At 64.0% G+C, this 25,503-nt stretch carries 24 protein-coding genes and 1 pseudogene; 11 read left to right on the plus strand and 14 right to left on the minus strand.

Features of this window, described 5'->3' with window-relative positions:
* Window positions 1-65: 65 nt before the first annotated feature.
* A complete protein-coding gene (locus ACG873_RS13640) occupies window positions 66-848 on the plus strand; it encodes an SDR family NAD(P)-dependent oxidoreductase (protein ID WP_394892382.1) in 783 nt (260 codons plus the stop codon).
* A gap of 97 nt (window positions 849-945) precedes the next feature.
* Here ACG873_RS13640 and ACG873_RS13645 read toward each other — a convergent pair whose 3' ends face one another.
* From ACG873_RS13645 to ACG873_RS13665, 5 genes are all read right to left on the minus strand, one after another.
* Window positions 946-1,719 carry an SDR family oxidoreductase gene (locus ACG873_RS13645; protein ID WP_394892384.1) on the minus strand — a complete coding sequence of 258 codons (774 nt, stop codon included), beginning with the start codon at window positions 1,717-1,719 and terminating at the stop codon, window positions 946-948.
* Window positions 1,716-2,711 (minus strand): ABC transporter permease, encoded by a 996-nt coding sequence (locus ACG873_RS13650; protein WP_394892386.1) that lies wholly within the window; start codon window positions 2,709-2,711, stop codon window positions 1,716-1,718. Before ACG873_RS13650 ends, ACG873_RS13645 begins: the two co-directional genes overlap by 4 nt.
* Window positions 2,712-2,780: 69 nt before the next feature.
* Window positions 2,781-3,821, minus strand: a complete 1,041-nt coding sequence (locus ACG873_RS13655) for a sugar ABC transporter substrate-binding protein (protein ID WP_394892387.1) — start codon at window positions 3,819-3,821, stop codon at window positions 2,781-2,783.
* Window positions 3,822-3,849: 28 nt separating this feature from the next.
* Window positions 3,850-4,626, minus strand: a complete 777-nt coding sequence (locus tag ACG873_RS13660; RefSeq protein ID WP_394892389.1) for an ATP-binding cassette domain-containing protein — start codon at window positions 4,624-4,626, stop codon at window positions 3,850-3,852.
* Window positions 4,623-5,783, minus strand: a complete 1,161-nt coding sequence (locus ACG873_RS13665; protein WP_394892390.1) for an ROK family transcriptional regulator — start codon at window positions 5,781-5,783, stop codon at window positions 4,623-4,625. Before ACG873_RS13665 ends, ACG873_RS13660 begins: the two co-directional genes overlap by 4 nt.
* A 260-nt stretch (window positions 5,784-6,043) precedes the next feature.
* On the opposite strand from ACG873_RS13665, the gene ACG873_RS13670 reads away from it, so the two are divergent.
* Together ACG873_RS13670 and ACG873_RS13675 are read left to right on the plus strand one after the other, a co-directional pair.
* Window positions 6,044-7,150, plus strand: coding sequence for an alanine racemase (locus ACG873_RS13670; RefSeq protein WP_394892392.1), 1,107 nt, complete (start codon window positions 6,044-6,046; stop codon window positions 7,148-7,150).
* An 85-nt stretch (window positions 7,151-7,235) separates the two neighbouring features.
* A pseudogene (locus ACG873_RS13675) lies at window positions 7,236-7,602 on the plus strand (RidA family protein).
* Here the strand turns inward: ACG873_RS13675 and ACG873_RS13680 are convergent.
* The 7 genes from ACG873_RS13680 to ehuB form a co-directional block, all read right to left on the minus strand.
* Window positions 7,584-8,012, minus strand: coding sequence for a diacylglycerol kinase (locus ACG873_RS13680; RefSeq protein ID WP_394892393.1), 429 nt, complete (start codon window positions 8,010-8,012; stop codon window positions 7,584-7,586). The pseudogene ACG873_RS13675 and the gene ACG873_RS13680 overlap by 19 nt on opposite strands.
* 52 nt (window positions 8,013-8,064) lie before the next feature.
* The gene (locus ACG873_RS13685) at window positions 8,065-8,496 is read right to left on the minus strand and encodes a nuclear transport factor 2 family protein (RefSeq protein WP_394893499.1); all 432 of its coding nucleotides are present in this window, start codon (window positions 8,494-8,496) and stop codon (window positions 8,065-8,067) included.
* Between the two features lie 275 nt (window positions 8,497-8,771).
* Window positions 8,772-9,413 (minus strand): GntR family transcriptional regulator, encoded by a 642-nt coding sequence (locus tag ACG873_RS13690; RefSeq protein WP_394892394.1) that lies wholly within the window; start codon window positions 9,411-9,413, stop codon window positions 8,772-8,774.
* 93 nt (window positions 9,414-9,506) lie between these two features.
* Window positions 9,507-10,286 carry an ectoine/hydroxyectoine ABC transporter ATP-binding protein EhuA gene (ehuA, locus tag ACG873_RS13695; RefSeq protein ID WP_394892396.1) on the minus strand — a complete coding sequence of 260 codons (780 nt, stop codon included), beginning with the start codon at window positions 10,284-10,286 and terminating at the stop codon, window positions 9,507-9,509.
* Entirely contained in the window at window positions 10,283-10,942 is a 660-nt protein-coding gene (ehuD, locus tag ACG873_RS13700) for an ectoine/hydroxyectoine ABC transporter permease subunit EhuD (protein WP_394892398.1), read from the minus strand. Before ehuD ends, ehuA begins: the two co-directional genes overlap by 4 nt.
* Complete coding sequence (gene ehuC, locus ACG873_RS13705; RefSeq protein WP_394892400.1) at window positions 10,939-11,667, minus strand: ectoine/hydroxyectoine ABC transporter permease subunit EhuC; 729 nt, start codon at window positions 11,665-11,667, stop codon at window positions 10,939-10,941. Before ehuC ends, ehuD begins: the two co-directional genes overlap by 4 nt.
* 51 nt (window positions 11,668-11,718) lie before the next feature.
* Window positions 11,719-12,588 carry an ectoine/hydroxyectoine ABC transporter substrate-binding protein EhuB gene (ehuB, locus tag ACG873_RS13710; protein WP_394892401.1) on the minus strand — a complete coding sequence of 290 codons (870 nt, stop codon included), beginning with the start codon at window positions 12,586-12,588 and terminating at the stop codon, window positions 11,719-11,721.
* A gap of 231 nt (window positions 12,589-12,819) precedes the next feature.
* Here ehuB and ACG873_RS13715 point away from each other — a divergent pair, with 231 nt between their 5' ends.
* The 7 genes from ACG873_RS13715 to ACG873_RS13745 are packed head-to-tail and all read left to right on the plus strand — an operon-like array spanning window position 12,820 to window position 20,169.
* A complete protein-coding gene (locus ACG873_RS13715) occupies window positions 12,820-14,001 on the plus strand; it encodes a M24 family metallopeptidase (protein ID WP_394892403.1) in 1,182 nt (393 codons plus the stop codon).
* Window positions 14,002-14,038: 37 nt separating this feature from the next.
* Window positions 14,039-15,022, plus strand: coding sequence for a M24 family metallopeptidase (locus tag ACG873_RS13720; RefSeq protein WP_394892405.1), 984 nt, complete (start codon window positions 14,039-14,041; stop codon window positions 15,020-15,022).
* Window positions 15,019-15,186 carry a hypothetical protein gene (locus tag ACG873_RS13725; RefSeq protein WP_394892406.1) on the plus strand — a complete coding sequence of 56 codons (168 nt, stop codon included), beginning with the start codon at window positions 15,019-15,021 and terminating at the stop codon, window positions 15,184-15,186. The genes ACG873_RS13720 and ACG873_RS13725 overlap by 4 nt, the downstream gene beginning before the upstream one ends.
* A 9-nt stretch (window positions 15,187-15,195) precedes the next feature.
* A complete protein-coding gene (locus ACG873_RS13730; RefSeq protein ID WP_394892407.1) occupies window positions 15,196-16,452 on the plus strand; it encodes a sarcosine oxidase subunit beta family protein in 1,257 nt (418 codons plus the stop codon).
* A gap of 12 nt (window positions 16,453-16,464) precedes the next feature.
* On the plus strand, window positions 16,465-16,731 hold the full coding sequence (locus ACG873_RS13735; protein ID WP_394892408.1) for a sarcosine oxidase subunit delta: 267 nt from the start codon (window positions 16,465-16,467) through the stop codon (window positions 16,729-16,731).
* Entirely contained in the window at window positions 16,728-19,667 is a 2,940-nt protein-coding gene (locus tag ACG873_RS13740; RefSeq protein ID WP_394892410.1) for a sarcosine oxidase subunit alpha family protein, read from the plus strand. Before ACG873_RS13735 ends, ACG873_RS13740 begins: the two co-directional genes overlap by 4 nt.
* Window positions 19,660-20,169 (plus strand): sarcosine oxidase subunit gamma, encoded by a 510-nt coding sequence (locus ACG873_RS13745; RefSeq protein WP_394892412.1) that lies wholly within the window; start codon window positions 19,660-19,662, stop codon window positions 20,167-20,169. The genes ACG873_RS13740 and ACG873_RS13745 overlap by 8 nt, the downstream gene beginning before the upstream one ends.
* Window positions 20,170-20,198: 29 nt before the next feature.
* Here the strand turns inward: ACG873_RS13745 and ACG873_RS13750 are convergent, their stop codons facing one another.
* Window positions 20,199-23,810: a hydantoinase B/oxoprolinase family protein gene (locus ACG873_RS13750; RefSeq protein WP_394892413.1), complete on the minus strand. Its 3,612-nt coding sequence runs from the start codon at window positions 23,808-23,810 to the stop codon at window positions 20,199-20,201.
* A gap of 236 nt (window positions 23,811-24,046) precedes the next feature.
* On the opposite strand from ACG873_RS13750, the gene ACG873_RS13755 reads away from it, so the two are divergent.
* Complete coding sequence (locus tag ACG873_RS13755; protein WP_394893500.1) at window positions 24,047-24,556, plus strand: winged helix DNA-binding protein; 510 nt, start codon at window positions 24,047-24,049, stop codon at window positions 24,554-24,556.
* Between the two features lie 36 nt (window positions 24,557-24,592).
* Here ACG873_RS13755 and ACG873_RS13760 read toward each other — a convergent pair whose 3' ends face one another.
* On the minus strand, window positions 24,593-25,390 hold the full coding sequence (locus tag ACG873_RS13760; protein WP_394892414.1) for an FAD binding domain-containing protein: 798 nt from the start codon (window positions 25,388-25,390) through the stop codon (window positions 24,593-24,595).
* Between the last annotated feature and the right edge of the window lie 113 nt (window positions 25,391-25,503).

Here is a 25,503-nt window from a genome sequence, read left to right on the forward strand (position 1 = left end):
AGTTTTTATAAGCGAAAAATTGTGTCGAGCGACGACAGGTTGTTGTGCGAGCGGTGGAGGATGGGATGAAGCGAGTACTGGTGACCGGAGCCGCCAAGGGGATCGGGCGTGCCGTTGCCGAACAATTCGCCGGCGATGGGGCGGCGCAGGTGCTTCTCGACGTGGACGCGGCCGGGCTCGAAATCGCGGCTGCAGCGCTTCGACGCGCCGGCGCAAAGGTCGAGGCCGTGGTTGGGTCGGTGGCTCTGACTTCCGATTGCGAGGCGGCGGCCGAGCGCGCCCGCAGCGCCTTCGGCGGACTTGACGTGCTCTCGCACAATGCCGGCATCCAGCGCTACGGCACGGTCGAAACCACCAGCGACGAACTTTGGGCCGAAGTAATCGGGGTCAATCTCACCGGCGCGTTCCGGATCTCGAAGGCGGTCATGCCGATGTTGCGTGAAAGCAAGGGCAGTATCGTCCATATGGGTTCGGTTCAGGGCTTGGCCAGCCAGACGGGGGTCGTCGCCTATTCGGTGGCCAAGCACGGGCTTGTCGGGCTCGTCCACGCCATGGCGGTCGACAGCGCCCCGCATGGAGTTCGCGTCAACGGTGTCGCTCCCGGATCGGTGGATACCCCGATGCTGCGCGACGCGGTGGCGCAGGCCGATGATCCGGCCGCCCTCTGGCAGACCATCAACGATATGCACCCGCTTGGCCGCAGCGCCCGGCCAGAGGAGGTGGCGGAACTCGTCAGCTTCCTCGCATCCGAGAAGGCCTCATTCATCACTGGCGAAATCATCCGCATCGATGGCGGCATGCTCGCCCGGATCGGCGGCTCCCCAAGAAGGAATGAGTTTGTGAGATGATCATGGCCGGACTTGGCGCGGGTGGCCCCATCCGGACCTGATCCGGTTCGTGCAGCCGTCGCGCGCTATGTTGAAACACGACGCGCCGATTGAATGCTCAGGCCGGCGGCAAAATGCGGAAGTCGGCCCCTTCGGGCAAAAGCTGTCCGCCATCGACCACTATCGTCGTACCCGTGATGTAGCTCGCCTCGTCCGAGGCGAGGAAAAGGAACGCGTTTGCAACATCTCGCGGACTGCCCAGACGCCCCAGCGGGATCGCGTTTTCCATGTTCTCGATGAAGGCAGCGCCGCGGTGCTCCTGGATGGCCTCGGTGAGGATATTGCCCGGCTCGACGCCATTCACCGTGATCCCGTAGCCGGAGAATTCCAGCGCGGCAGCACGAATGAATCCGTTGATGCCGGCCTTCGTTGCCGAGTAGTGGCCGTGCCCCGGGCTGGTCACGTGCGGTCCTGTTATGGACGAGGTGAACAGCATGCGCCCCGAACCCTGGGCTTTCATCGGAACGAGTGCCGTCAGTGCGGCGTTGAAGGTGCCGCGCAGGTTTACGGCCATGACGCGGTCCCAGTCCTCCGGACTTGTGTTTTCGATCAGCTGCCAGGGGTAGATGCCGGCGTTCTGGACAACGATGTCGAGCCTGCCGAAGGTCGCGAGCGCCAGGGCGACAGCTGCTTCCGCGTCACCCATTTTCGAAATATCGGTGCGGATGAAAGGCACGCCCAGTTCATCGGCAGTCGCTTGTCCGGCGGCAGTTTCGATGTCGGCGAGCACAAGGTTGGCGCCCTCCTCCTTGAACCGCAGCGCAATGCCTTTACCGATGCCTCGCGCGGCACCGACAACCAGGGCCACCTTGCCTTCCAATCGATCGGTCATGCGAGCCTCTGGCGCAATGTCTGCTTGAACGTGTCGAGAAGCACTGCCGCAAGCACCAGCAACCCGTGGATGACCTGGGTAAAATTGGAAGGCAGGCCCATCAGATTGATTGCCGTGTTGATCGACGAGAGCAGCAGGACGCCTGCGTAGACGCCCGGCAGCGACCCGACGCCGCCCTTGAGGCTGACGCCGCCGATCACCACGGCCGCAAAGGCGTTGAACAGCAGTCCGACGCCGAGATTGGCCGTCGCGCCGGAGGTGCGGATAGCAAGCAGCCAGCCTGCGAGGCCGGCTATCGCGCCGGCCAGAACGAAAGCGATGATCAGGTTGCGCTTGACGCGAATGCCGGCGCGAAACGTTGCCGTTTCGTTGCCGCCGATCATGATCAGGTGGCGGCCGAACGGCGTCTTGGCCATGACCAGCGAGAAGCCGACGAAGCAGAGGATCGCGATCCACGCCGTGAGCGGAAGGCCGATGAACCGCTGGATGCCGAACCAGCGGATCGCTGGCGCGAGGTCCTGCGCGGAACGTCCGCCCGAAACCGCGACCACCAGCCCACGCACCCAGATGTAGGATGCCAGCGTGATGATGAAGGCGTTCATGCCGGCCTTGACGATCAGGAAGCCGTTGAGCGCTCCGACCGACCCGCCGACGGCAAGTGCCACCAGCAGCGACACCGGCACCATCAGCCATTCGGGACTCAGCCTTATGCCCATGCCGATGCCGGCCGAGCAAAACAGGGTGCCGACCGCCATCGCGCCAAGTGCGGCGACGGATTCCACGGAGAGATCCATGTGTCCGGAGATGATAACCAGCGCCAGGCCGATCGACATGACGCCGAGCACGCTCGACGCCTCGATGATGTTGGCGAAAATGCCAATCTGAAAATAGTTAGGCACAAAGGCCGAAAAGATCGCCAGCACGAATAGCAGCATGAACCAGACGAGATGGTCCAGGATAAACTCGAGGGTGCTTCGCGTCCGTGCGTGCATGAGGCCTTCCGGCTGGAACGGTCCGCCTGCGGGTTGAAAGGTTCGGCCCGCGGGCGACCGAGGTTGGATCTACTCGACCGGCTTCACGGTGTCCGAAGGCGGCTTCAAATTGCCCCAGAAGGCCGGGTTATCGACGTTGCTCTTGTCTATTGCAGCGCCCGGGATCTTGATGTTCGGTCCCCATGCTTCCTTGGTCACGGTCGACTTCAGTCCCAGCACATCGTATTCGCCAGGCTTGATCTCCTGCTTGCCGACGATCTTGTCCATGAACATCGCGACGGCCGCAGCCTGAGCGTAGAGCGGTTGCTCGACCTCGACGTTAAGCCAACCCTTGCGGATCAGATCGAGACCGACCGGCGCCCCGTTCGAACTCATCATCAACACGTCGCCTGGCTTCTTGCCCGCCGCCTCGAGCGATGCCACGGCGGCCACCGAAAGATGCGCCGCGTGGTTGAAGATCAAGTCGATGTCGGGATTGGCGAGCAGTTGGTCGGCGACGATGGTGCCGGCGTTGCTCGCTTCCCACTGCATGGCAGGATGCGAGATGATTGTGACTTCGGGAAAGGCCTTCATCTTCTCCTCGAAACCCTTTTGAATATCGAGCGTGTAAGGATCTCCGGGGTCGCCAAGCACCTGGAGGATCTTGCCTTTCACCGAGCCGTTTTTGGCCGTCAGCAGCTTTTGCGCCTGTTCGGCTGCGACATAGCCGATCTCGACCGTACCGGCCACCGACGTGAAGTCCGAAGGCGTCGAGGTTATCTGACGGTCGAATTCGACCACGGGAATACCGGCGGCGCGGGCCGCTTCGATGGATGGTTTCAGCGCGTTGAAATCGACGGCCGCGAGGATGACCGCTGCAGGCTTCAGCGTGATCACGTCGTTCATCTGGCTCTGCTGTGCGTCCGTCTTGTTGTCGGCATTGAGCGTCTTCATCTCGTAGCCGACCTGCTTCAGGAACATTTCGAGCGCACTGACCGAACCGGTCTGGAACTCGTCGAGCAGTGTCGGCACCAGGTAGTACACAGTTCCCTTCGACTGCGCGAAGGCCGGCATCAGCATGGCAAGCGCCAATGCCAGAAAGCCGAAGGCGGACAGAACTATTCGTTTCATGTTCTTGCTCCTCTTGTGCCGGACCCCTTCATTGTGCCCGTCCGCCTGCCGGTCCGGTCCCGGCAAGAGTTTCCCCGGTGATCATTTTGACCACCGCGTCGGGACTTGTGTTCGACCGTGGCATATCCCCCGCCACGACGCCCTGGCGGATCACCACGATCCGGTCGGCAACCTGGAATGCCTGCTGCATGATATGCGTGATGATGATGACGCCGATCCCCTGCGAAGCGACCTGGCGAATCATCTCGAGGCCGCGCCTCGTCTGCTCCACGCCCAGCGCTGCGAACGGTTCGTCGAGCAGCACCAGCTTGCCGCCCCAGTGCACGAAGCGGTTCAGTTCGATCGCCTGGCGCTGGCCGCCCGAGAGATGTTCGACATTGGTGCGAAGCGACGGGATGCGCGTCCCGGCATTGGCCAGCGCCTTCGCCACCTCGGCCTCCATGGTGCGTTCGTCGAGGACGGGAATGCCGAGGAATTTGCGGGTGATCTCCCGCCCCATGAAGAAGTTCGCGACCACATCGACATTCGTGCAGAGCGACAGGTCCTGGTACACGGTCTCGATGCCGGCTGCCTTGGCCGCCGCGGGAGACTTGGCTTGAAACTCCTCCCCCTCGAAAAGCATCCGGCCCGATGTCGGCTCGAGACCGCCGGAGATGATCTTCACCAGCGTGGACTTGCCTGCGCCGTTGTCGCCGAGCAGCGCGACGACCTCGCCCTTCCCGATGGAAAAACTGATGCCTTTCAGCGCTTCGATTGCGCCGTAGTTCTTGCGGATATCCTCCAACACGAGCAGCGGCGCCGTCATGCAGCGATCCCCCGGCCGTCGAGAATGTCGCGCTCGCGTTCGCCCGTGAACATCTGGCCGAAACGCGGCGAAAGCACGCCCGACACGGCAAGTGCTGCCGCCCCGCGCAACACCGAGTGCTCGCCGCCGCGCGCGACGACGACGCGCGGCGTTTTGCGATCCCGTCGTGCGGCAATCGAGTTCGGCAGATCCGCCCCCAGTTCTGCCATGCGATCAAGCAGACCGGCCGATGCCAGGCCGCCAAGCACCACTGTCTCCGGATCGAACAGGTTCTCGATCGTCGTGATCGCATTGCGGAAGATCGGCGCCACGGTTTTGAGCCAAGCTGCCTCGCTCGTCTTTGCACGGCGATAGGCGTCAAGCGAAACATAGCGCTCGAGGCAGCCGCGATTGCCGCACGGACAAGGCTCGCCGTTGGGCACGACCGGGATGTGACCGATTTCGCCGGCGTTGCCCCACGCGCCGCGCATCACCCGGCCTTCATGCACCAGGGCGCCGCCAAGCCCGACACCCAGGTAGAGGTAATAGTATTCCGAAAAATGTTTGCCGAGGCCGTAGAGTTGCTCGCCGAGTGCCGCGGCTGCCATGTCCGTTTCCAGGAATGCCGGCAGGCCCGTCAGCTCGGCCAGGCGCTCCCTGATGGCGACGTTTTCCCAGCCGGTCATCGTCGTTGGGCCGACGAAACTCATGGACTCGACGCCGAACGGACCGGGCAACGCCATGCCAATGCCTAGCATGCGGCCCTTCGGCTTGTGCTGGATCAGTTTGGGCGTCATTGCCGCGACGATCTCGAAAGCATCTACGGGCGATGCGTTCGTCACCGCTTGATGCAGGCTGGCGACGACGTCTCCACTCAGGTCGATCAGCGCCGCATTGACCCCAATCGGCGTAATATGGACGCCAATCGCGAACCCGCCATCCGGGTTGATCCGGAGCATTGTGGGCGGCAGCCCCCGTCCCTTCGGGTTGTCGCGAAAGGAAACAAGATACTTCTGCTCTTCCAGTTCCCGGACGATCGTCGAAACAGTCTGGACCGTCAGCCCCACCCGCCGGGCAATTTCGCCGCGTGTCGTCGGACCGTGCAGGCGGACCGACTCGAGCACGATCCGTCGGTTGTACGGCCGGCCAAACTCCTGGTTGGTCCCTCTGAGCGCCACGTGCAACCCCTTCCGTAGGGTGACGTTACACCGAGCGATTATTTAGTCAAATGGATTTCAGAAATGATGTTTCATCGCTATCAATCCTCTAAGTAGGCGTGTTGAGATTCAGGCAGGCCGAGCGTCGGCGATTTCCTAGAAGTGGTATTCGCGCGCAAGCATGGCATGATCTTCGGGTATATGCGCTGCCTGAAGGACGGCTGGTTCGGGAAGTGACGAAGCGGAGCGGCCTCCGCGTTTGTGATGGAGGAATGCCTGACATGACAGAACTGCCCGAACCGTTGCGTTCCCGGCTGCAGCCGCTCGACCGCACGCTCGCCACGCTGGAGACCCCCGCTGTCCTCATCGACGCGGACGTCGCCGATGCCAATCTCGTGCACTGGCAGCAGCGCTGCGATCGCGCCGGCCTCGCCAACAGGCCGCACATCAAGACGCACCGCAGCGTCGCCTGGGCGCTGCGGCAGCTGGAACTCGGTGCGAGCGGCATCACCGTGCAGACGGTGGGCGAGGCCGAGATCATGGCCGATGCCGGCATCTCAAACATCTTCCTCACTACCAACGTGCTGGGCGAGGCGAAGCTTATGCGGCTCGGCGCCGTCGCAGCGCGCTGCAATCTCGCCGTCGTCGCCGACAGCGCCGAGGTCGTCGAGGCGGTCGCTGCCGCCGCGCGGACGGCCGGGGCGACGATCACCGTGCTGGTCGAATGCGACACGGGCGGCGGACGGTGCGGCCTCGCCGACCCGGTCGCCATCGGAGCGCTGGCTCTGCGCATCGCCGCCGCCAAAGGGGCGAAATTCGGCGGGCTGATGACCTATCCCGCCGCGGGCAAGCGGCTGCAGACGGAACAGGCGTTGCAGGCGGCAATCGCAGCGTGCCGAGCCGCCGGCCTCGCCGTCCCGACGGTGTCTTCGGGCGGCAGCCCGGACATGTGGAAGGACGACGGGCTCGAACTGCTGACCGAATACCGCGCCGGCACCTATATCTACAACGACCGTTCGCTGCTCGCCTGCGGCGCGGCGACGCTTGATCAGTGCGCGATGACGGTGCTGGCCACCGTGGTCAGCCGGCCGACGGCCGGGCGCGCCATCATTGACGCCGGCTCCAAGGCGCTCACCTCCGACCTGCTCGGGCTCGACGGCTACGGGCTTGTGCTCGAACATCCGGACTCAGTTATCTATAAGTTGAACGAGGAGCACGGCCTGCTCGACGTTTCGCGCTGCGCAGCGCCTCCCGCCGTCGGCGACCGTGTCCACGTCCTGCCCAACCACACCTGCGTCGTCACCAACCTGTTCGATCGCCTCTTCATCGTCAGCGGCGGACAGCTAAAGGGCGCGCTGCGGGTCGAGGCGCGCGGCAAGTCGATCTGAGCGGTTGAGGGTTCGGCCACGTGAGCGCCGCCGGCAGCTATTTATCGGCGGTGCCTTCCGCTGCAACAACACAACAGGGATGATCATGACCAAGCAACATTTCGGTACTTCGCATGTCCCGCTCTCCCCGGCGGTGAGGGCGGGCGACTTCGTCTTCATCTCCGGCCAGGTGCCGGTCGTCGACGGCCGTATTGTCGAGGGCGGCGTCGGCGCGCAGACGACGAAGGTGCTGGAGAACATCGCCGCCGCCCTGGCGCTGGCCGGCTGCGAGCTGTCGGATGTGGTCAAGACCACGGTATGGCTGAAGCGGGCCGAGGACTTTGCCGAGTTCAACGCTGCCTACGCACCCTTTTTTCCCGACCAACCCGCCGGCGCGCTCCACCGCTGAATCGCGGCTGATGATCGACATCCTGGTCGAGATCGAGGCCATCGCCTACAAGCCGCTCACGTAATCGCGACGACCAACCTCTGTAAGCCAACCGGGATTGAACCAGCGATCCGCCGGCCCGTCATAGGGTAGCCGCGTAACATCCCAGTGGCTGACGAAGCGGGCATAGGCGTCCCAGACTGGCGGCCCGCCACCGATGAAGACGATGCGGCCGGCAAAGCGCTTGAGCGTGTCCTCGGGATCCATGCTGGAGCGCACCACGAAGAGTTCCCGATCGCCGCGAGCGAATTCAGGAATGCTCGCGATCGTCTTTGGCCCGGCGAGCAAGACGTGTCCCCTAGTGATGTCGAAAAACCGCGCAACGTCGGCGATGAACTCCGGCGATCGGTTGCCTTCCCACGGCAAGCCGCCGTCGAGGCCGAGTTGCCCCGATTGGCCGATGGCACAGACTACCCTGACCATTGTCAGCTGCATGGGACCTCCACGGGACGGCACGTTTGAATTTTGACAATGTAGGACGCGAACTTCAGATGATGCCATGCTTCCCAAGAAGCGCCCGCTCATCGCCTGACACCCAGCCGAAAACCTTCGGCTCCCCGTCCAACATCTGAACGAAGTAGTGAACATCGAAATCTATCGCTACGTCCGGTTGATTCTTGCGGCCATAGGTTGCCGTCCAGGCGACATGAGCCACGCAATGATGTTCGTCTATCGGTGAGAGGCGGACGTTGCGTATCCGCATTTCCTTTGTGCCTATCGCCCGATAGTGTGCATAGCCTTGCACCATGACTTGCTTGAGCTGATCGTCGTTTTTTCCGGTCATGACCCCGGCAGGCGTCGCCGCTATGAAGTCGGAGGCATACAGAGATGCGACCTCATCCATGTCTATGTCGCCGCCAAGGGACTGCTTGAAAAAGCGCTCATATCGCTCGAATAGCTTCCTTATGCTGGTCTCCATCATTTCCGCTCCAAGCGCAGCCATGTTCTGCCTAGGTTCAATGGGACCGCCATCGTTCAGTCTGCGGACGGCGGCAACGGCTCACGAGGCGCGACGTCTCTAGTAAATTAGTGCAACAAGCCCAAGGACAAGACTGCCCGAGCAGCCGCAATCGGACACCGGTCAGCCTCGCTGCGGACCTGATGAGTGGACCATCCGGTGGCGATGGCCGGGCGATGAGTGTTCGGATCAACTCCACCTTCGAATGGGCGGAGGTTCTGCCGCTGCGGTGAAAACTACGCCCGAGAATCGTTTTTATCGATCTTCAGGCTGGCCGCATGCCGCATCATGCGGCGGAAGCTCATTGAGATATGGGCGCGTCTTATATGTCCGATCGATTCCCAATCGCCGATCTCTGCTGCGGCAAGCACCTCCTCCATTTCGCGGCGGAACGCGGTGAACTCTTCCACAAGACCGAGCCGCGGCATCATTTTCAGGACCACGCGTGCAACCTGAAAATACAGGCGCTCGCTGATCTCGCGCAGCGGCTGGTTGCCGGTCATGGCGGTCAACTCGTAGAAAAAATCCATGTTGAGGCGCAGGAACGCGCGCTGATCGGGATTGAGGACGTCGGAATCGCAACGCGCAATGAGCGCCCGAATCCGGTCGAGATCGGCCGCCGTGCGCGGGATCGGCGAGAGCCTGCCGATCAGCAGCGCCAGTTCCAGGCGCAGATGATAGACCTGCTGCAATTCCTCGATGTCGACGTCGGTAACAAGCGTGCCGACGCCATGGACGGACTGGACCAGACCTTCGGATTCAAGCCGCGCCAGGACACGGCGAACCGGCGTGCGGCTGATCTCGAACTCCTGCGCCAACTCCTCCTCGGAGAGTCGGCTTCCGGGCGGGTAGTCGAGCAGACAGATGCGGTCGCGCAAAATGCGATAGATTCTGCTCGAACCGTTTCCGCGCCGAAAGCGGGCGCGGCGCGGAAGCAGTCTCCGTCACGGTCGCTGCGCCCGTTTCAAGCGTCATCCGGCCTCCAGGACAGCGTGCAGGAATTGCCGTGTCCGCTCGTTCTTGGGTGCACCGAAGAGCTCACTCGGCGGACCCTGCTCGCAGATCTTGCCCGCATGGAAGAAGCAGACGCGATCAGAAAATTCCTTGGCGAAGCCCATCTGATGGGTAACCATCAGCATGGTCAGGTCGTGTTCCCTGCCGAGTTTCCGGATGACCTCCAGCACTTCGCCGACAAGTTCGGGATCGAGCGCCGAGGTCACCTCGTCGAACAGCATGATTTTGGGCCGCATGGCAAGCGCCCTGGCGATCGCAACGCGCTGCTGCTGGCCGCCGGAGAGCTGCGAGGGGTAGTGACCCTTCTTCTGCGACAGTCCGACCATGTCCAGAAGCTCGGCGGCGCGTTCTTCCGCTTTGGCCCGTTTCATTCCGAGCACCGTTATCGGCGCCTCGATGCAATTCTGCATCGCCGTCATGTGCGGGAACAGGTTGAACGACTGGAACACCATGCCGATCTTGGCTCGGATCTTGCGGATATGGGCGAGATCGGCGGGCACCAGCTTGCCGTTCCTCTCCATGTGCGTGAGCGGCTCGCCTTCGACCCAGATGACGCCGTCGTTGATCGTTTCCAGCGTCATCAGCATGCGCAGCACCGTGGTCTTGCCCGAGCCGGACGGGCCGATGACGGAAACTTTCTCGCCCCGGGCCACATCGAGATTGAGCCCGTCGAGAACGGTCAGCGCACCGTAGCGTTTCGAGACGTTCTCGAAGCGGACCATTGGTTGTTCGGTCATCGCATGGTCCTCCGGTTGAGCACGCCTTCAAGGGAGCGGATAAGCGCGGCCGAAACCAGGCTCATCAAAAGAAAGAACAGGCCGACCAGCGTGATCGGCTCGGTGTAGCGGAACGTCTCGGAGCCGATGATCTTGGCGGTTTGCATAAGTTCCAGGACCGCGATCGCGGAAAGCAGCGGCGTCTCCTTGAACAGCGCTACGAGATAGTTGCCGAGCGCCGGCACGATCGGCGGGATGACCTGCGGGATGATGATGTCGCGGAAGGTCGTCCATTGCGAAAGGTTGAGCGCGATCGAGGCTTCCCACTGGCCGCGATGGATATTGTCGAACCCGGCGCGGTAGACCTCCGAGCAGTACGCGGCGTAATGGATGCCGATGGCGAGCACGCCGGCCGTGAAGGCGTCGAGCACGACGCCGAATTTCGGGAAGACGAAATAGATAAAGAATATCTGGATGAGCAGGGGCGTCGAGCGGATCAGCTCGACGAGCACCGAGATCGTCCAGCCGGTCCACGGCACGGCGATGCGGACCACGGCCAGCACGAGACCCAGCGATGCGGCGATCGCAAAGCCAAGCACCGTCGCCTCAATCGTGACGATGGCCGCGCTGGCGAGGACCGGAATGATTTCGAAGGCGAAGGCCCAATCCCAGATCATGCTGCCCTCCCCCGCGCCAGCCCGAGCGATGCGCGCTTCTCGAGAAATCTCATGCCTATGGTCAGCACCAGCGACATGGCGAGGTACATCAGCAGGACGAGGGTGAAGATCGGAATGGTCTTGAACGTGTTCTGGTTCATCTGCTGCGCCTTGAAGGCGAGATCCGAAAGCGTGATCAGCGAGACCAGCGCGGTCGATTTCAACAGCTCGATGAACAGATTGCCCCAAGGCGGGATCATCGCGACGAAAGCCTGCGGCAGGATGATCCGGCGCAGCATCTGGGGGCGGCTCATGTTTAGAGCGGTCGCCGCCTCCCACTGGCCGCGCGCGACGGCCTGGATCGCCCCGCGCACGCATTCCGATCCATATGCTCCGACGTTCAGGCCCAGCGCCAAGACGGCCACTGGAAACGCATCGAGCGAAAGGCCGAACTGCGGCAGCACGAAAAACAGCCAGAACAGTTGCACCAGCGCCGAGGTGCCGCGGAATATCTCGACATAGACCGTTGCCAGCCATCGGAGCGGCGCCGGACCGTACATCCGCGCCAGCGCGGCGAGCACGCCCATGACGACGGCGAGCAGGCTGCCGAGCACGGCGATCTCGATTGTCAGGACCGCGCCCTGCAAAAGTCCCGGCAGGAACAGGCTATATTCTTCCTGCGTCGCCAGCATGCCGATCACGGCAAGTGCTGCGACAAGCATGCCAACCAGTGTACCGATTCCCATCTGCGCCTCCAAAAAAGGGGCGGCGCTCTCGCGCCGCCAGCAGTTGGGAACTTATTGGCCGGCGCAAAGCTCGGCTGTGGTCTTGTTCGGCAGATAGTCCTTGCCGAAGCCGAGCGGTTCGACCAGCGCGATATGCTCCGACGAGCCGAGGAACGTCTTCAGCTCGGCGTTGAACGCCTCGAGCAGATCCGTGTCCTCCTTGCGGAAACCGAAGCCGCCATGGCCTTTCACCGACTTGCCGGCAACCTCGCCGAACGGCGTGGTCGATTCGACGCCGTCGGCCTTCTTGGCCATGTCGGCGATCGACAAGGCGGTCAGCGCGGCGGCATCCGCGCGGCCCGACTGGACGGCCGCGACAAGGCTGGACTGATCGGGCAAGGAAACAACCTGCTCGGCTGCAATGCCCGCGTCCTTCGCATAACCGCCCTCGACGGCGCCCGCCATCACGGCCAGCTTGAGGTCGGCATTGTCCTTGATGCTGGAATAGTCCTTCACCCCTTTCGGGTTGCCCTTCGCCACCAGCATGGCCTGGCCGATGCCGTAAGACGGTTCGGAGAAATTGATCTCGGCGCAGCGCTTCGGGTTGATGAACATGCCGGCTGCGATGATGTCGAAGCGGCCGGCCTTGAGACCCGGAATGAGCGAGCCGAATTCGGTCAGCACGCCGTCCACCTGCGCAATGCCCATCTTGGCGAGCACTGCCTTGGCGACTTCCGGCGCCTCGCCGGTCAGCTTGCCGTCAGGCGTGGCGAAGCCGAACGGCGCCTCGTTGGCGAAGCCGACGCGGATAAAACCCTCCGCCTTGGCCTTCTCGAGCGTCGACTGCGCCTGAGCCGGCAGCGATGTGAATGCCGCTCCGGCGAGAGCCAGAACAGCGGCCGCCTTGACGACCGAACGGCAGGATATTGATGACTTGAACATGAGTTCCCCTTTTTTGATTTGCGCGGTTACCTGGATCGGCCTTTCTCGCGAAGCCGTCCCCAAGCTCATCTGACGTATACAACTCCGCTAGACATCTGACAAGCGAAGATGTTACATCGACCAGAAATCTGGACATTAGTCGATTTTGCGAGCCAGATTGTCGAATAGTTGTGCACAATTGAACTCAGCGCGAGAACCTTGTGCCTGGAACATGGCGGCGCGGGGAGGATCATGAGCGGCTTCGGGATATTCACGGATACGGAATACGCACGGCGCCTGGCCGACGTGAAGGCGCGCATGGAAAAGGCCGGCTTCGACCTGATCATATGCCAGGATCCCGCCAATATGTGCTGGCTGACCGGCTATGACGGCTGGTCATTCTACGTCCCGCAATGCGTACTCGTCCATCTCGAAGAGGAGCGGCCGATCTGGTTCGGCAGGGCTCAGGACGCAAAGAGCGCGCGCATGACCACCGGCCTGCCCGAACGCAACGTCGTTCCGTTCTCCGAGCGCCTGGTCCAGCAGCCGGTCGAGCATCCCTATGACGAACTCGCCGAACTGATCCGGGCGCGCGGCTGGGCAAACGCGCGCATCGGCGTCGAAATGGACGCTCACTATTACACGGCGCGCTGCCACGCTCATCTCACCCGGGGTCTGCCCGATGCCCGCTTCGCCAACAACCACGACCTCGTCAACTGGGCGCGATTGGTGAAGTCGGACGCGGAACTGGCGCTGATCCGCGAGGCGGGCGCCATTTGCAGCAACGCGATGAGGCGCGGCATCGAAAAGATGCGGCCGGGCGTGCCCCAGAACCATGTCATCGCCGAGATTTATCACGCGCAGATCATGGGCCTGCCGGGCGTCGGCGGCGACTATGCCGCGATCTGCCCGTTGGTGCCGGTCGGCGAAGGAACAAGCACGCCGCATTTGACCTGGTCAGACGCGCCGTTGCCGGACAATGGCCTCGCCATCATCGAGATCGCCGGTGTGCGGCATCGCTACCATGCGGCGCTGACGCGGACCGTGCATTTCGGCAAGCCGCCGCAGGCCATGATCGATATGGCCAAGACGATAGTCGCAGGCGTCGACGCAGGCCTGGAGCTGACCAGGCCCGGCAAGACCGCTGAGGAGGTCGAGGCTGCGTGGCAGGCCGTGCTGCGCAAGAACGGCCTGAAGAAGGAAAGCCGCGTCGGCTATCCGGTCGGACTCGCCTACCCGCCCGATTGGGGCGAGCGCACAGCGAGCCTCCGGCCCGGCGACACCACCGAGATGCAGCCCGGCATGTGTTTCCACTTCATGGCCGGCGTCTGGCTCGAGGATTTCGGCATCTCGATCTCGGAATCCTTCGTGGTCACCGAACGCGGCGGCGAACGCCTCTGCGACGTGCCGCGCGAACTCATCGTCATCGACTGACCACGCCTGCGAGAACCGTGCATTTCAAGGATATCTTATGGACCGCAATCCCTTTTCCGAAGCCGAGATCGCCGGCCGCCTCGCCAGGGTCCGCGATGCGCTGGCTGAGCGCGAGCTCGACGCGGCGATCTTCGCCTCACCGGAAAACGTCTTTTATCTCACTGGGCTCGATCACTGGGGTTACTTCGCGCCCCACCTGCTGATCGTTCCGCTCGACGGAAAACCTGTTCTCGTCACCCGCTCGATGGAAAGGGTCACGGTCGAGAACCAGGTGACGGCAGCGGACTTCCGCGGCCATTCCGACAGCGAGACGGCGGCCGACCTCGCCGCCCGCGTGCTTTTTGAGCTTGGCCTGCCGGGAAAGCAGATCGGGCTCGAATACTGGACATCCGGGTTGAGCCACGGTCTCGCCGAAAAACTCGAGGCGCAGGCCGATGCCAGATGGAGCGATATCTCCGGGCTGGTCGACAGGATGCGGCGGGTGAAGAGCGCCGAGGAACAGGTGCTGATGCGCCAGGCAGCAGGGGTGACGGACGCCGCCGCGAGCGCTGCCATCACGGCGATTTCCGACCAAGCCTCCGAGCAGGAGGTCGCCGCGCAGTGCGTGGCGGCGATGATCCGCGCCGGCGGCCATGCGCCGGGCTTCGGACCCTTCATCCGACCGGCCGCGCGCCTTGGCGAGGAGCATACGACCTGGGGCTCGGGCGTCTACCGCAAGGACGAGCCGGTCTTCGTCGAGCTCTCCGGCTGCGTTTCGCGCTATCACGCGCCGCTCGGGCGGCTCGTCCGCATCGGCCATATCAAGGACGAAGACGCTGCGATGGCCGAGGTGACCGCCAGGGCGTTCGACGCCGTCGTGAATGCGCTACGGCCGGGCGTGAAGGCCCGTGACGTCTATGCCGCCTGGCAGGGGTCGCCGACGAGGCGGGTCTTTCGCATTACCGCCGCCATCACTGCGGCTATCTGGTCGGCGCCGGCCAGCCGCCGTCCTGGACCGGCGGCAACTCGGTCACCGGCTTGAGGCACGATTCCGATCTCGAGATCGAGACCGGCATGAGCTTCCACATCCTGTCCTGGCTGATGCATACCGGGCGCGGCGACGACTTCATCTCCAACACGGTCCTCCTGACCAACGCCGGCGCGGAAGTGCTGACGCGCACGCCGACCGGCCCGATCGTCCGCTGAAGCCGCGTCATGGCCCGCTACTCGGCATTTTCCATTTTCCACAATGCGCTGTCGGGCCAGAAGCACTGGCAGCGCGCATGGCGCGCGGCGGAGCCAAAGCCGTCCTACGACGTCGTCATCATAGGCGGCGGCGGACACGGCCTCGCAACCGCCTTTTACCTCGCCGAGAACCACGGCATCCGCAACGTCGCCGTGCTGGAGAAGGGCTATGTCGGCGGCGGCAATGTCGGCCGCAACACCACCGTCATCCGCTCCAACTACCTACTCGACGGCAACACCCAGTTCTACGAATTCTCGATGAAGCTCTGGGAAGCCATGTCCCAGACGCTGAACTTCAATGTAATGTTCTCGCAGCGCGGACAACTCGTCACCGCTCACTCCGCCGATCAACTGGATAGCTTCAGCCACCGCGCCAATGTCATGCGGCTGAACGGCATCGACGCCGACATTCTCGATCGTGACGAGGTTCGCCGGCTTACGCCCTATCTCGACTTTTCCGACACGGCGCGCTTTCCCATACACGGCGCGATTTTTCAAGGCCGCGCTGGCACCGCACGCCACGATGCCGTCGCCTGGGGCTATGCGCGCGCCGCCGATGCCCACGGCGTTGAAGTCGTCCAGAACTGCGAGGTCGCCGGCTTCGTCCGCGACGGTGAAAAAATCGTCGGCGTCGAGACGACAAAAGGCCGGATCGGCGCGGGCAAGGTCGGCCTCGCGGTTGCCGGCCATACCTCGGTCCTCGGCCAGAAAGCGGGCCTCGAACTGCCGATCGAAAGCCACGTCCTGCAGGCCTTCGTCACCGAACCGCTGAAGCCGATGGTCGACCACGTCGTCGCCTACGGCGCCGACCACTTTTATGTCAGCCAGTCCGACAAGGGTGGGCTGGTGTTCGGAGGCAACCTGGACGGCTACAATTCCTACGCCCAGCGCGGCAATCTTGGCGTCGTGCGCGAAGTTGCGGAAGCGGCGATCGCGTTGATGCCCTCTATCTCGCGCGTCAGGTTGCTGCGCCACTGGGGCGGCGTCATGGACATGACGCCCGATGCCAGCCCGATCATCTGCCCAACCCCGATCGACGGCCTCTATCTCAACGGCGGCTGGTGCTATGGCGGCTTCAAGGCGACGCCCGCTTCCGGCTGGTGCTTTGCGCACACCATCGCGACCGGCAAGCCGCATCCGCTGATCGCCGCCTTCGGCCTCGATCGTTTCCGCACCGGCCACACGCTCGATGAGGCCGGCGCCGGCCCCTCTGCCTGGCTGCAATAGGGACGAAAAACAATGCTGCGCATCGAATGCCCCTGCTGCGGTCCGCGCGACCACGACGAGTTCCGCTACGGCGGCAACGCGTCGGTCGTCCGACCGGGCCACGACGATCCGGATCCGGAAGCCTGGTATCGCTACGTCTATGTCCGCGAGAATCCGGCGGGCCTGCATCCCGAATTCTGGCAGCACGTTATGGGCTGCCGGCAATGGCTGGTCGTCGAACGCGACACGCGCAACCACGCCATCGCATCGGTCAGCTTCGCCAGGAAGTCATCACGATGAACTCCAATCGCAACCGGCTGCTCGCGGGAGGCCGCATCGACCGCTCGCAACCGGTCAATTTCATCTTCGACGGTCGGGAACTGACCGGGTTCCGGGGCGACACCCTCGCCTCCGCGCTTCTCGCCAACGGCGTTAACCTTGTTGGGCGCAGCTTCAAATACCACCGCCCGCGCGGCATCTTCTCGGCCGGCGCGGAAGAGCCGAATGCGCTGGTCACGCTTGGAATCGGCGGTCGGCGCGAGCCGAACATGCCGGCCACCACGCTGGAACTCGCCGACGGGATGATCGCGGAAAGCCAGAACCGCTGGCCGTCGCTCGCCTTCGACGTCCAGAGCGTCAACAGCCTCTTCGCGCCGTTCCTGTCGGCCGGCTTCTATTACAAGACCTTCATGGGTCCGACCCGCCGCGCCTGGATGTTTTACGAGCATTTCATCCGCAAGGCTGCCGGGCTGGGCCGGGCCGGGACCGAACCGGACCCCGACCGCCACGAGGTTCGCCATGCCTTCTGCGATGTCGCCATCGTCGGCGGCGGTCCAGCCGGATTGTCGGCCGCGCGGGCTGCCGCCGTGGCGGGTGCACGGGTCACGCTGATCGAGCAGGATTTCCTGCTCGGCGGCCAGTTTCTCGCCGAACGCCCCGATGGCACGGCAGCATCTTGGCTGAGTGAAACCGAAGCCGCGTTGCAAACCTTGGAGAACGTCACGCTGATGCCGCGCACAGTGGCTTTCGGCGTCTATGACGGCAATGTTCTCGGGCTGGTCGAACGGGATCAAACGGGCGGCGGCGCGCAGCAGATCCTCACAATGCTTCGGGCGCGCGCCATCGTCTTCGCCACCGGGGCGATCGAGCGGCCGCTGGTGTTTTCCAACAACGACCGGCCCGGCGTCATGCTTGCCTCCGCTGCTCGCATCTATCTCAATCGCTTCGCGGTCCTGCCGGGGCGGCGTGCGATCGTCGCCACTACCAACGACAGCGCCTGGCGCACAGCCTTCGATCTCACCGTCGCGGGCGCGGAGGTGACCGTGGCGGATCTGCGCCCGGCGCCTGCCCCCTACCTACTCGCCGAGGCCGCGCGCCTCGGCATCGCCGTGCACACCGGCGCACGTATTGCCGGCCTGCGCGGCTCCCACCGAGTCAGGTCCGTCAGGATAGCCACGGCGGGACGGCGACCCGAAATCGCATGCGATCTCGTCTGCGTGTCGGGTGGCTGGTCGCCGACGGTACACCTCACTTCGCATCTAGGCGTCAGGCCCACCTACCGCGACAACATTGACTGCTTCGTCCCGGGCGCATTGCCGGCGGGTCAATTCGCGGCCGGCGCGATTACGGGACAGTACGCGACGGCGGAGGCGATCGAGGCCGGCCAGCGGGCCGGCATCGAAGCCGCAGCGTTCTGCGGCAAATCGGGGCGGGCGCCGTCGCCCGCCAAGCTCGATCTCCGCGACATGGTCTCCAGCCCGCTTCGCGACCCAGCCCCTGCCGGACACGGAAAAGCCTTCGTCGATCTCCAGATGGACGTGACCGCCGCCGACATCGCGCTAGCCCATCGCGAAGGCTACGAATCGGTCGAGCACTTGAAGCGCTACACTACGCTCGGCATGGGCACGGACCAGGGCAAGACCAGCAATTTTGCAGCACTTGCCGCCATGGCTGGGCTGCGCAACGCAACCATTCCCGACACAGGCACGACGACCTTCCGCCCGCCCTACACGCCGATCGCGATCGGCGCGTTTGCCGGCCGCGCAACCGGCCATCATTTCAAGCCCTTCCGCCGCACGCCGATGCACGGCTGGCACATGGCGAACGGCGCAGAGATGCTGGAGGTCGGGCTCTGGATGCGGCCTTGGTTTTATCGCGCGTCGGGCCGCGACGTGAACGATGCCTATGTCTCCGAAATGCGGAGTGTGCGCGAAGCGGCCGGCCTGATGGACATCTCCACCCTCGGCAAGATCGACGTCCAAGGCCCCGACGCAGCGACCTTCCTCGACCGTGTCTACGCCAACGGCTTTGCCAAACTTCCCGTTGGCCGCGCCCGCTACGGCGTCATGCTGCGCGACGACGGCATTGTCTTCGACGACGGCACCACCACGCGGCTGACCGAAAACCGCTTCTTCATGACCACCTCGACCGCCAAGGCCGCCGATGTGCTGTCGCGCATCGAATTCCTGCTCGACACGGCCTGGCCGGATCTGCGCGTCGCGGTCACGTCGGTCAGCGACGAATGGGCGGCCATGTCCGTCGCCGGGCCGAAGAGCCGCGACATCCTCGCCGCCGCCTTTCCGGGCCTCGACATCTCCAACGAGGCGCTGCCGCATATGGGCTGCCTCGAAGCAACATTCGAAGGTCGGGCGCTACGCATCATCCGCCTCAGCTACTCCGGCGAGCGCGCCTACGAAGTCTATGTCGGCGCAACCGCCGGCGAAAAGACCTGGACCTGCCTTCTCGAAGCCGGCGCGCCGTTTGGTGCAAAGCCATATGGCGTCGAAGCGCTCGGCGCGCTGCGCGTCGAAAAGGGCCATGTCGCCGGACCGGAGATCGACGGCCGCACCACGCTCGACGATCTCGGGCTCGGCCGCATGGTCGGAAAACGCACCGGCTTCGTCGGCGATGTGCTGCGCCGCCGGCCGGCTTTCTTGGCGCCGGACCGGCAGCGCCTCGTTGGGCTGGAATGCGCCGAGACGGGAAAACGCCTGCGCGGCGGCGCGATCCTGTTCCTGCCGGGCGACAAGATCGAAGGTCATGGCCGCGGCCGCGTGACGTCGATCACCTTCAGCCCGGAACTCGACCGCTATGTTGGACTGGCCCTCCTTGCCGGCGATGCCGCGCTCGAAGGTAGCGAAGTCGTCGCCGTCTATCCGATGAAGGCCGAAACCGTGCGCGCCCGCATCGTCTCGCCGGTATTCCTCGACCTGAAGGGAGAGCGGCTGCATGGCTGACCTGGCGACGCCAACGGATTTCAGCCTGTCAGCGAGTGATTGCCCGCTCGTCCAGATCGAAGGCTGGGACGGCACGTTGGAAAAATTCGAGGCGAGCCTGTCGCAGGCGCTGGGCACGCCATTGCCTGCGCTGGTCGGCGAGACGGTGTGCCATGCGGACAGCCTCATCGTGCGGGTCGCGCCGCGCCGGTTCTGGCTGATTTCCACCGGAGCATCGCAAGCCCCCTCACCCGCCGTCGATCCCGAACTGGGCTGCCTGGTTCCCCTCGGCGAGGGCCGCGTGCGGTTCACGATGACCGGCGCGCGCGTCCCAAAAGTGCTCTCGGCATGCATCGTGGTCGACTGGCATTCGCCCGCCGCTGCTCCCGGCCGCGCCCTGCACACCTCCTTGCACCACGTGCCGGTGCTTTTCGTCCGCACAGGCATGATCGACTGCGAACTCATCGTGCCGCGAAGCTTTGCGACGAGCCTTTCGGACTGGATAATCGAAATCGCCGGTTAGCTGGCGGTGGTGGCGGCCGCGTGCCGCGATTATCCTTGGCCGAATGCTCCCGAGGTCGGCGTCGAGACAATGATGGCTTCGCCGGCCGCAAGCCTTGTCTGGGCGCACCCGGCCAGGCTCTCGACCCGGCCGTCGAGCCGCCGGACACCGTTTTTGCCGATCTCGCCGTCTCCGCCTCCGCGCAGGCCATGCGGCCGGATGGTTCTGTGAGAAGAAAGGATCGCGCAGTCCATCTCCTCCAGGAACCGGATCGTGCGGATCGTGCCGTTGCCAGCGGGGAAGGCGCCCTTGCCGCCGGACTCCGGCCTTATGTGGAAATCCTCCAGCAGGACGGGATAGCGGGTTTCCAGGATTTCCGGGTCGGTCAGCCGCGAGTTCGTCATGTGGACGTGGACCGCGTCGGTGCCGGCAAATCCGGTTCCATCGTTGAAGCGGCCGGCCGGCGAACCAGAGCAGATCGTCTCGTAATACTGGTGGGCCGCGTTGCCGAAAGTGAGGTTGTTCATCGTCCCCTGGCTCGCGGCGAGCGCGCCCAGCGCGCCGAAAAGCGCGTTGGTGACATGCTGGCTGGTCTCGACATTGCCGGCGACGACGGCGGCAGGATAGGCCGGCCTCAGCATCGACCCTTCGGGAACGATGATGCGGATCGGCCTGAGGCACCCGGCATTCATCGGAATGGCGCTTTCGACCATCACGCGAAAAACGTAGAGGACGGCCGCCCTCGTCACCGGCTCGGGCGCGTTGAAATTGTTCTTTTGTTGCGGGCTGGTTCCGGTGAAGTCGACCGTCGCCTCCCGCATCTCGCGGTCGACCATCACCTTGACCTTGATAATTGTGCCCTGGTCGGTCGGATATTCGAATTCGGAATCGGATAGTTTGGCGATCACCCGCCGGACGCTCTCCTCGGCATTGTCCTGCACATGGCTCATATAGGCGGTCACGACATCGAGGCCGAACTGCGCGATCATCTTGCGCATCTCGTGCACGCCCTTCTCGTTGGCGGCGATCTGCGCCCGGAGATCGGCGATGTTCTGCGCGACGTTGCGTGCGGGATAGGCATGGTTGGAAAGGAGGCCGGCGATCTTCTCTTCGTCGAACCTGCCGCGGTCGACGAGGAGCACATTGTCCAGAAGCACGCCCTCCTCCTCGACGCTGGTCGCAAGCGGCGTCATCGATCCGGGCGCCGTCCCGCCGACATCGGCGTGGTGGCCGCGCGAGGCGACGTAGAAAAGGATGTGCTCGCCCGCCTTGTCGAAGACCGGCGTGACGACGGTGATGTCCGGGAGATGGGTTCCGCCATTGTAGGGCGCGTTCAGCGCAAACACGTCGCCCGGCCGGATGCGGCCGCGATTGGCGGAAATGATTGTTTCGACCGAACGGTCCATCGAGCCGAGGTGGACCGGCATGTGCGGCGCGTTGGCGACGAGCGCGCCGTCGGGGTCGAACACGGCGCAGGAAAAGTCGAGCCTCTCCTTGATGTTGACGGAGGATGCCGTGTTCTGGAGCGTCAGCCCCATCTGCTCTGCGATCGACATGAACAGATTGTTGAAGACCTCGAGCAGCACCGGGTCGGCTTCGGTTCCGATCGCCTTGGCGCGCTGGAACGCGCGCACTCGCCTCAGGACGATATGATCGAGCGCGGTAATCTCGAAGGCCCACCCGTCCTCGACAATGATCGTCTGGTGCGGCTCGACCACCAGCGCCGGACCGGCAGCCCTGGCGCCGGCGTGTAGATCGCCACGCAGGAACACGGGCGCATCGTGCCACTTGCCGCCGGAAAAGAACCGGGCCGACCGGGAAGGCTCTGGCTCGGACATGTCGAGCGGTAGGTTCGGCTCGGCCGGATCGGCGCCGCCGCCGATCGCCTCGACCTCAGAGGCTTCGAATATGATCTCCCGGCCGTCGAACACGAAGCCGAACTGCTTACGATGCGCCGTTTCGAAATCCCGCGACATCGCGGCGGCGTCGGAGACGAGGATCGGGATCGTCGTATCCGTTCCGGCATAGCGGAGGTGGCCGCGATGGATCACCTCGATCCCCCGCTCCGGGACGCCTTGAGCACGCAATTCGCCGAAGACTTCGCCTCTCAGTTCGTCCGCCAGCGGAGGAAGCGTTTCGAGCGCCGGCGCAAGCGGTTCGGAAATGGTACGCTGGCGCGTTGCGCGTATGTCCGCCAGCCCCATGCCATAAGCCGACAGCACCCCCGAAAAGGGATGGATGAGCACTGTCGACATGCCGAGCGCATCGGCAGTCAGGCAGGCGTGCTGCCCGCCCGCGCCGCCGAACGAGGTCAGCACGTAATCCGTCACATCGTAGCCGCGCTGGATGCTGATCTTCTTGACAGCGTTCGCCATGTTCTCGACGGCGATGGCGACAAAGCCGTCGGCGACTTCTTCCGCCGTCCGCCCGTCGCCGATTTCCTGCGCCAGTCCCTCGAAGGCGAGGCGCACCGAACGGGCATCGAGCGGCTCGTTGCGAGCCGGGCCGAAAATCGAGGGGAAGAGCGCCGGGTCGAGTTTGCCGAGCATCACGTTTGCGTCCGTGACCGTCAGCGGTCCGCCGCGGCGATAGGCCTTGGGGCCAGGGTTTGCGCCGGCCGAGTCCGGCCCGACACTGAAGCGGCCGCTTTCGAAATGAAGGATCGATCCGCCGCCGGCGGCCACGGTGTGGATCGACATCATCGGCGCGCGCATGCGAACGCCGGCAACCTCCGTCTCGAAGGATCGCTCCAGTTCGCCGTCGAAATGAGAGACGTCGGTGGAGGTCCCGCCCATGTCGAAGCCGATCACCCTGCCGAATCCGGCGAGCCTGGAGGTCTCGACAGCGCCGACGACCCCGCCCGCCGGCCCGGAAAGGATCGCGTCCTTGCCCTGGAAGAGGTTCGCCGCCGTCAGGCCGCCCGAGGACTGCATGAACATCAGTTTCGCGCCGTCCTCGCCGCTTGCGCCGAGCGCGCCCGCAACCTGTTCGACATAGCGGCGCAGGATCGGCGAGAGGTAGGCGTCGACAACGGTCGTATCGCCGCGCCCGACGAGTTTGATCAGCGGCGACACCCGGTGGCTGACCGAGACCTGTGTGAAACCGGCCTCCCGCGCCAGTTCGGCCGCGACCTGTTCATGCTCCGGATAGCGATAGGCATGCATGAACACGATGGCGACGGAGCGGAAGCCTTCGGCGAAGTGCCGTTCGAGCGCGGCGCGGATGGCGCCCGGATCGGCGGCTATTTCCACCGTGCCGTCGGCGCGGACGCGCTCGTCTATTTCCGAAACCGCGCCGTAGAGCAGTTCAGGCTTCACGATCTTCTTCGCAAATATGTCGGGGCGCGCCTGGTATCCGATTTCTAGCGCATCGCGGAAGCCGCGCGTGATCAGGAGCAGCGTCCGCTCGCCCTTGCGTTCGAGCAGCGCGTTGGTCGCGACCGTGGTTCCCATCTTCACGGCGTCGATGGAGCCGGGCGGAATAGCTTGCTGCGGTGACAGGCCCATCAACTCGCGAATGCCCTGGACGGCGGCGTCGCGGTAGGCTTCCGGATTCTCCGACAGAAGCTTGTGCGCCACGAGCGAGCCGTCCGGCCGCCGTGCGACCACATCGGTGAACGTGCCGCCGCGATCGACCCAGAAATCCCACTTGCCGTTTGCCATCGCCGTGTCCACCGTTGGAAATCGCAGCATATCACGGCGGCCATCAAAAACATTTCGTCGATAAAACGTCAATGTCTAGTTGACAAGAAAATGCCGGCTAACGCATCATTATTGGCGAACGGGCAAAAGGTGCCGAGAGCGTGGCTCGAGACCGGCAACCGAGGGAAACGCCGCCGGGTCTCTCCGGCAGCGTTCGCTTCCGGGTTTCTGAGGAAGGACAGGTAGTGGCGAACGACATGGAAAACCTGGGACCAATCGTCTCGTCGGACCACCTTGCAACGGGCGCCCTGCCCGCGCTTTCCGAGATCGAGTTCGGCGTCATCATGCTGAGCCACGCCTTCAGCCGCTGGATAGTGCGCTGCATGGCGGCAGCCGGCGTCCCCGATCTCTCGCCCACCGACGTGCTCGTCCTCCACAACATCAATAGCCGCGGCAAACCCAAGACGCTGGCCGACATCTGCCTGGTTCTCAACATCGAGGACACGCATGTGGTCAACTATGCGCTCAAGAAGCTGGAGCGGCTGAAGCTGATCAAGGCTGGCAAGCGCGGCAAGGAAAAACTGGTGATGGCAACCAGCGCCGGAGAGGAGGCCTGCGCACGCTACGCCGCGATCCGCGAGGCCCTTCTGGTCAAATCGGTGTTGGCCACCGAGGTTTCTGGCGAAACCCTGTCGGCGATGGCGGCGCGCATTCGCGCGCTTTCCGGCCACTACGACCAGGCATGTCGGGCGGCCGCGTCGATGTAACGGCAATCATGGGCGGCCGTAGAAACAGCCGCTGCTTTAGGCGTTCGCCCGCGCAACCGCCCGATTGGCCATGACGACGATGAGATTTGCGCGATACTCCGCAGAGGCGTGGATGTCGGTCATCAGGCTGTCCGAGGGTACGGTGAGGCCGTCGAACGCCGATGCGTCGAAATTGCTTGCGAGCGCGGACTCGATCTCGCTCGACCGGAACACGCCGTCATCGCCCGCTCCGGTGACCGCCGCCCTCACTCCGCCTGCGCCCTTGGCCACGAACACACCGACGATCGCGTAGCGCGAGGCCGGGTTGGGGAACTTCTCGTAAGCCGCCTTGTCCGGCGCGGTGAACCGCACCGCGGTGATGATCTCACCATCCTCCAGCGCGGTTTCGAACTGACCGGCGAAGAACTCGTCGGCCGGAATTTCGCGCTGGTCGGTCACAATGGTAGCGGCAAGCGCCAGGAGCGCCGCCGGATAGTCGGCGGCCGGGTCGTTGTTGGCGATGGAACCGCCGATCGTGCCCATGTGGCGCACGTGCGGATCACCGATCCTGTCTGCGAGCCTGGAGAGCGCCGGACACGCGGCCTTCAGCGCCGCGTCGGTCGCGACCTCGGCATGGGTCGTTCCCGCGCCGATGGTGATGGTCGAGCCGGAAACCGTAACGCCTTTCAGCTCCGCTATGCGGCCTATATCGACCAGGTCGGAGGGGGCGGCGAGCCGCGTCTTCATCGCCGGAATGAGCGTCATGCCGCCCGCAAGGAGCTTGGCGTCGCCCTGCTTGATGAGCTGTGCCGCCTCGGCAATGGAGGCAGCGCGGTGGTAGGTGGTGGAATACATGTGGTTTTCTCCCTGCGGGAGAAAGCGAATAGGGGGTAGCGAAATAGCGAATAGGACCGATCCTATTTTGCGCCGCGCTGTTCTTCCCTATTCGCTACTCCCTATTCGCTATT

The sequence above is a fragment of the Allomesorhizobium aridi genome (assembly GCF_043769475.1).
In the GTDB taxonomy this organism is placed as follows: Bacteria; Pseudomonadota; Alphaproteobacteria; order Rhizobiales; family Rhizobiaceae; genus Allomesorhizobium.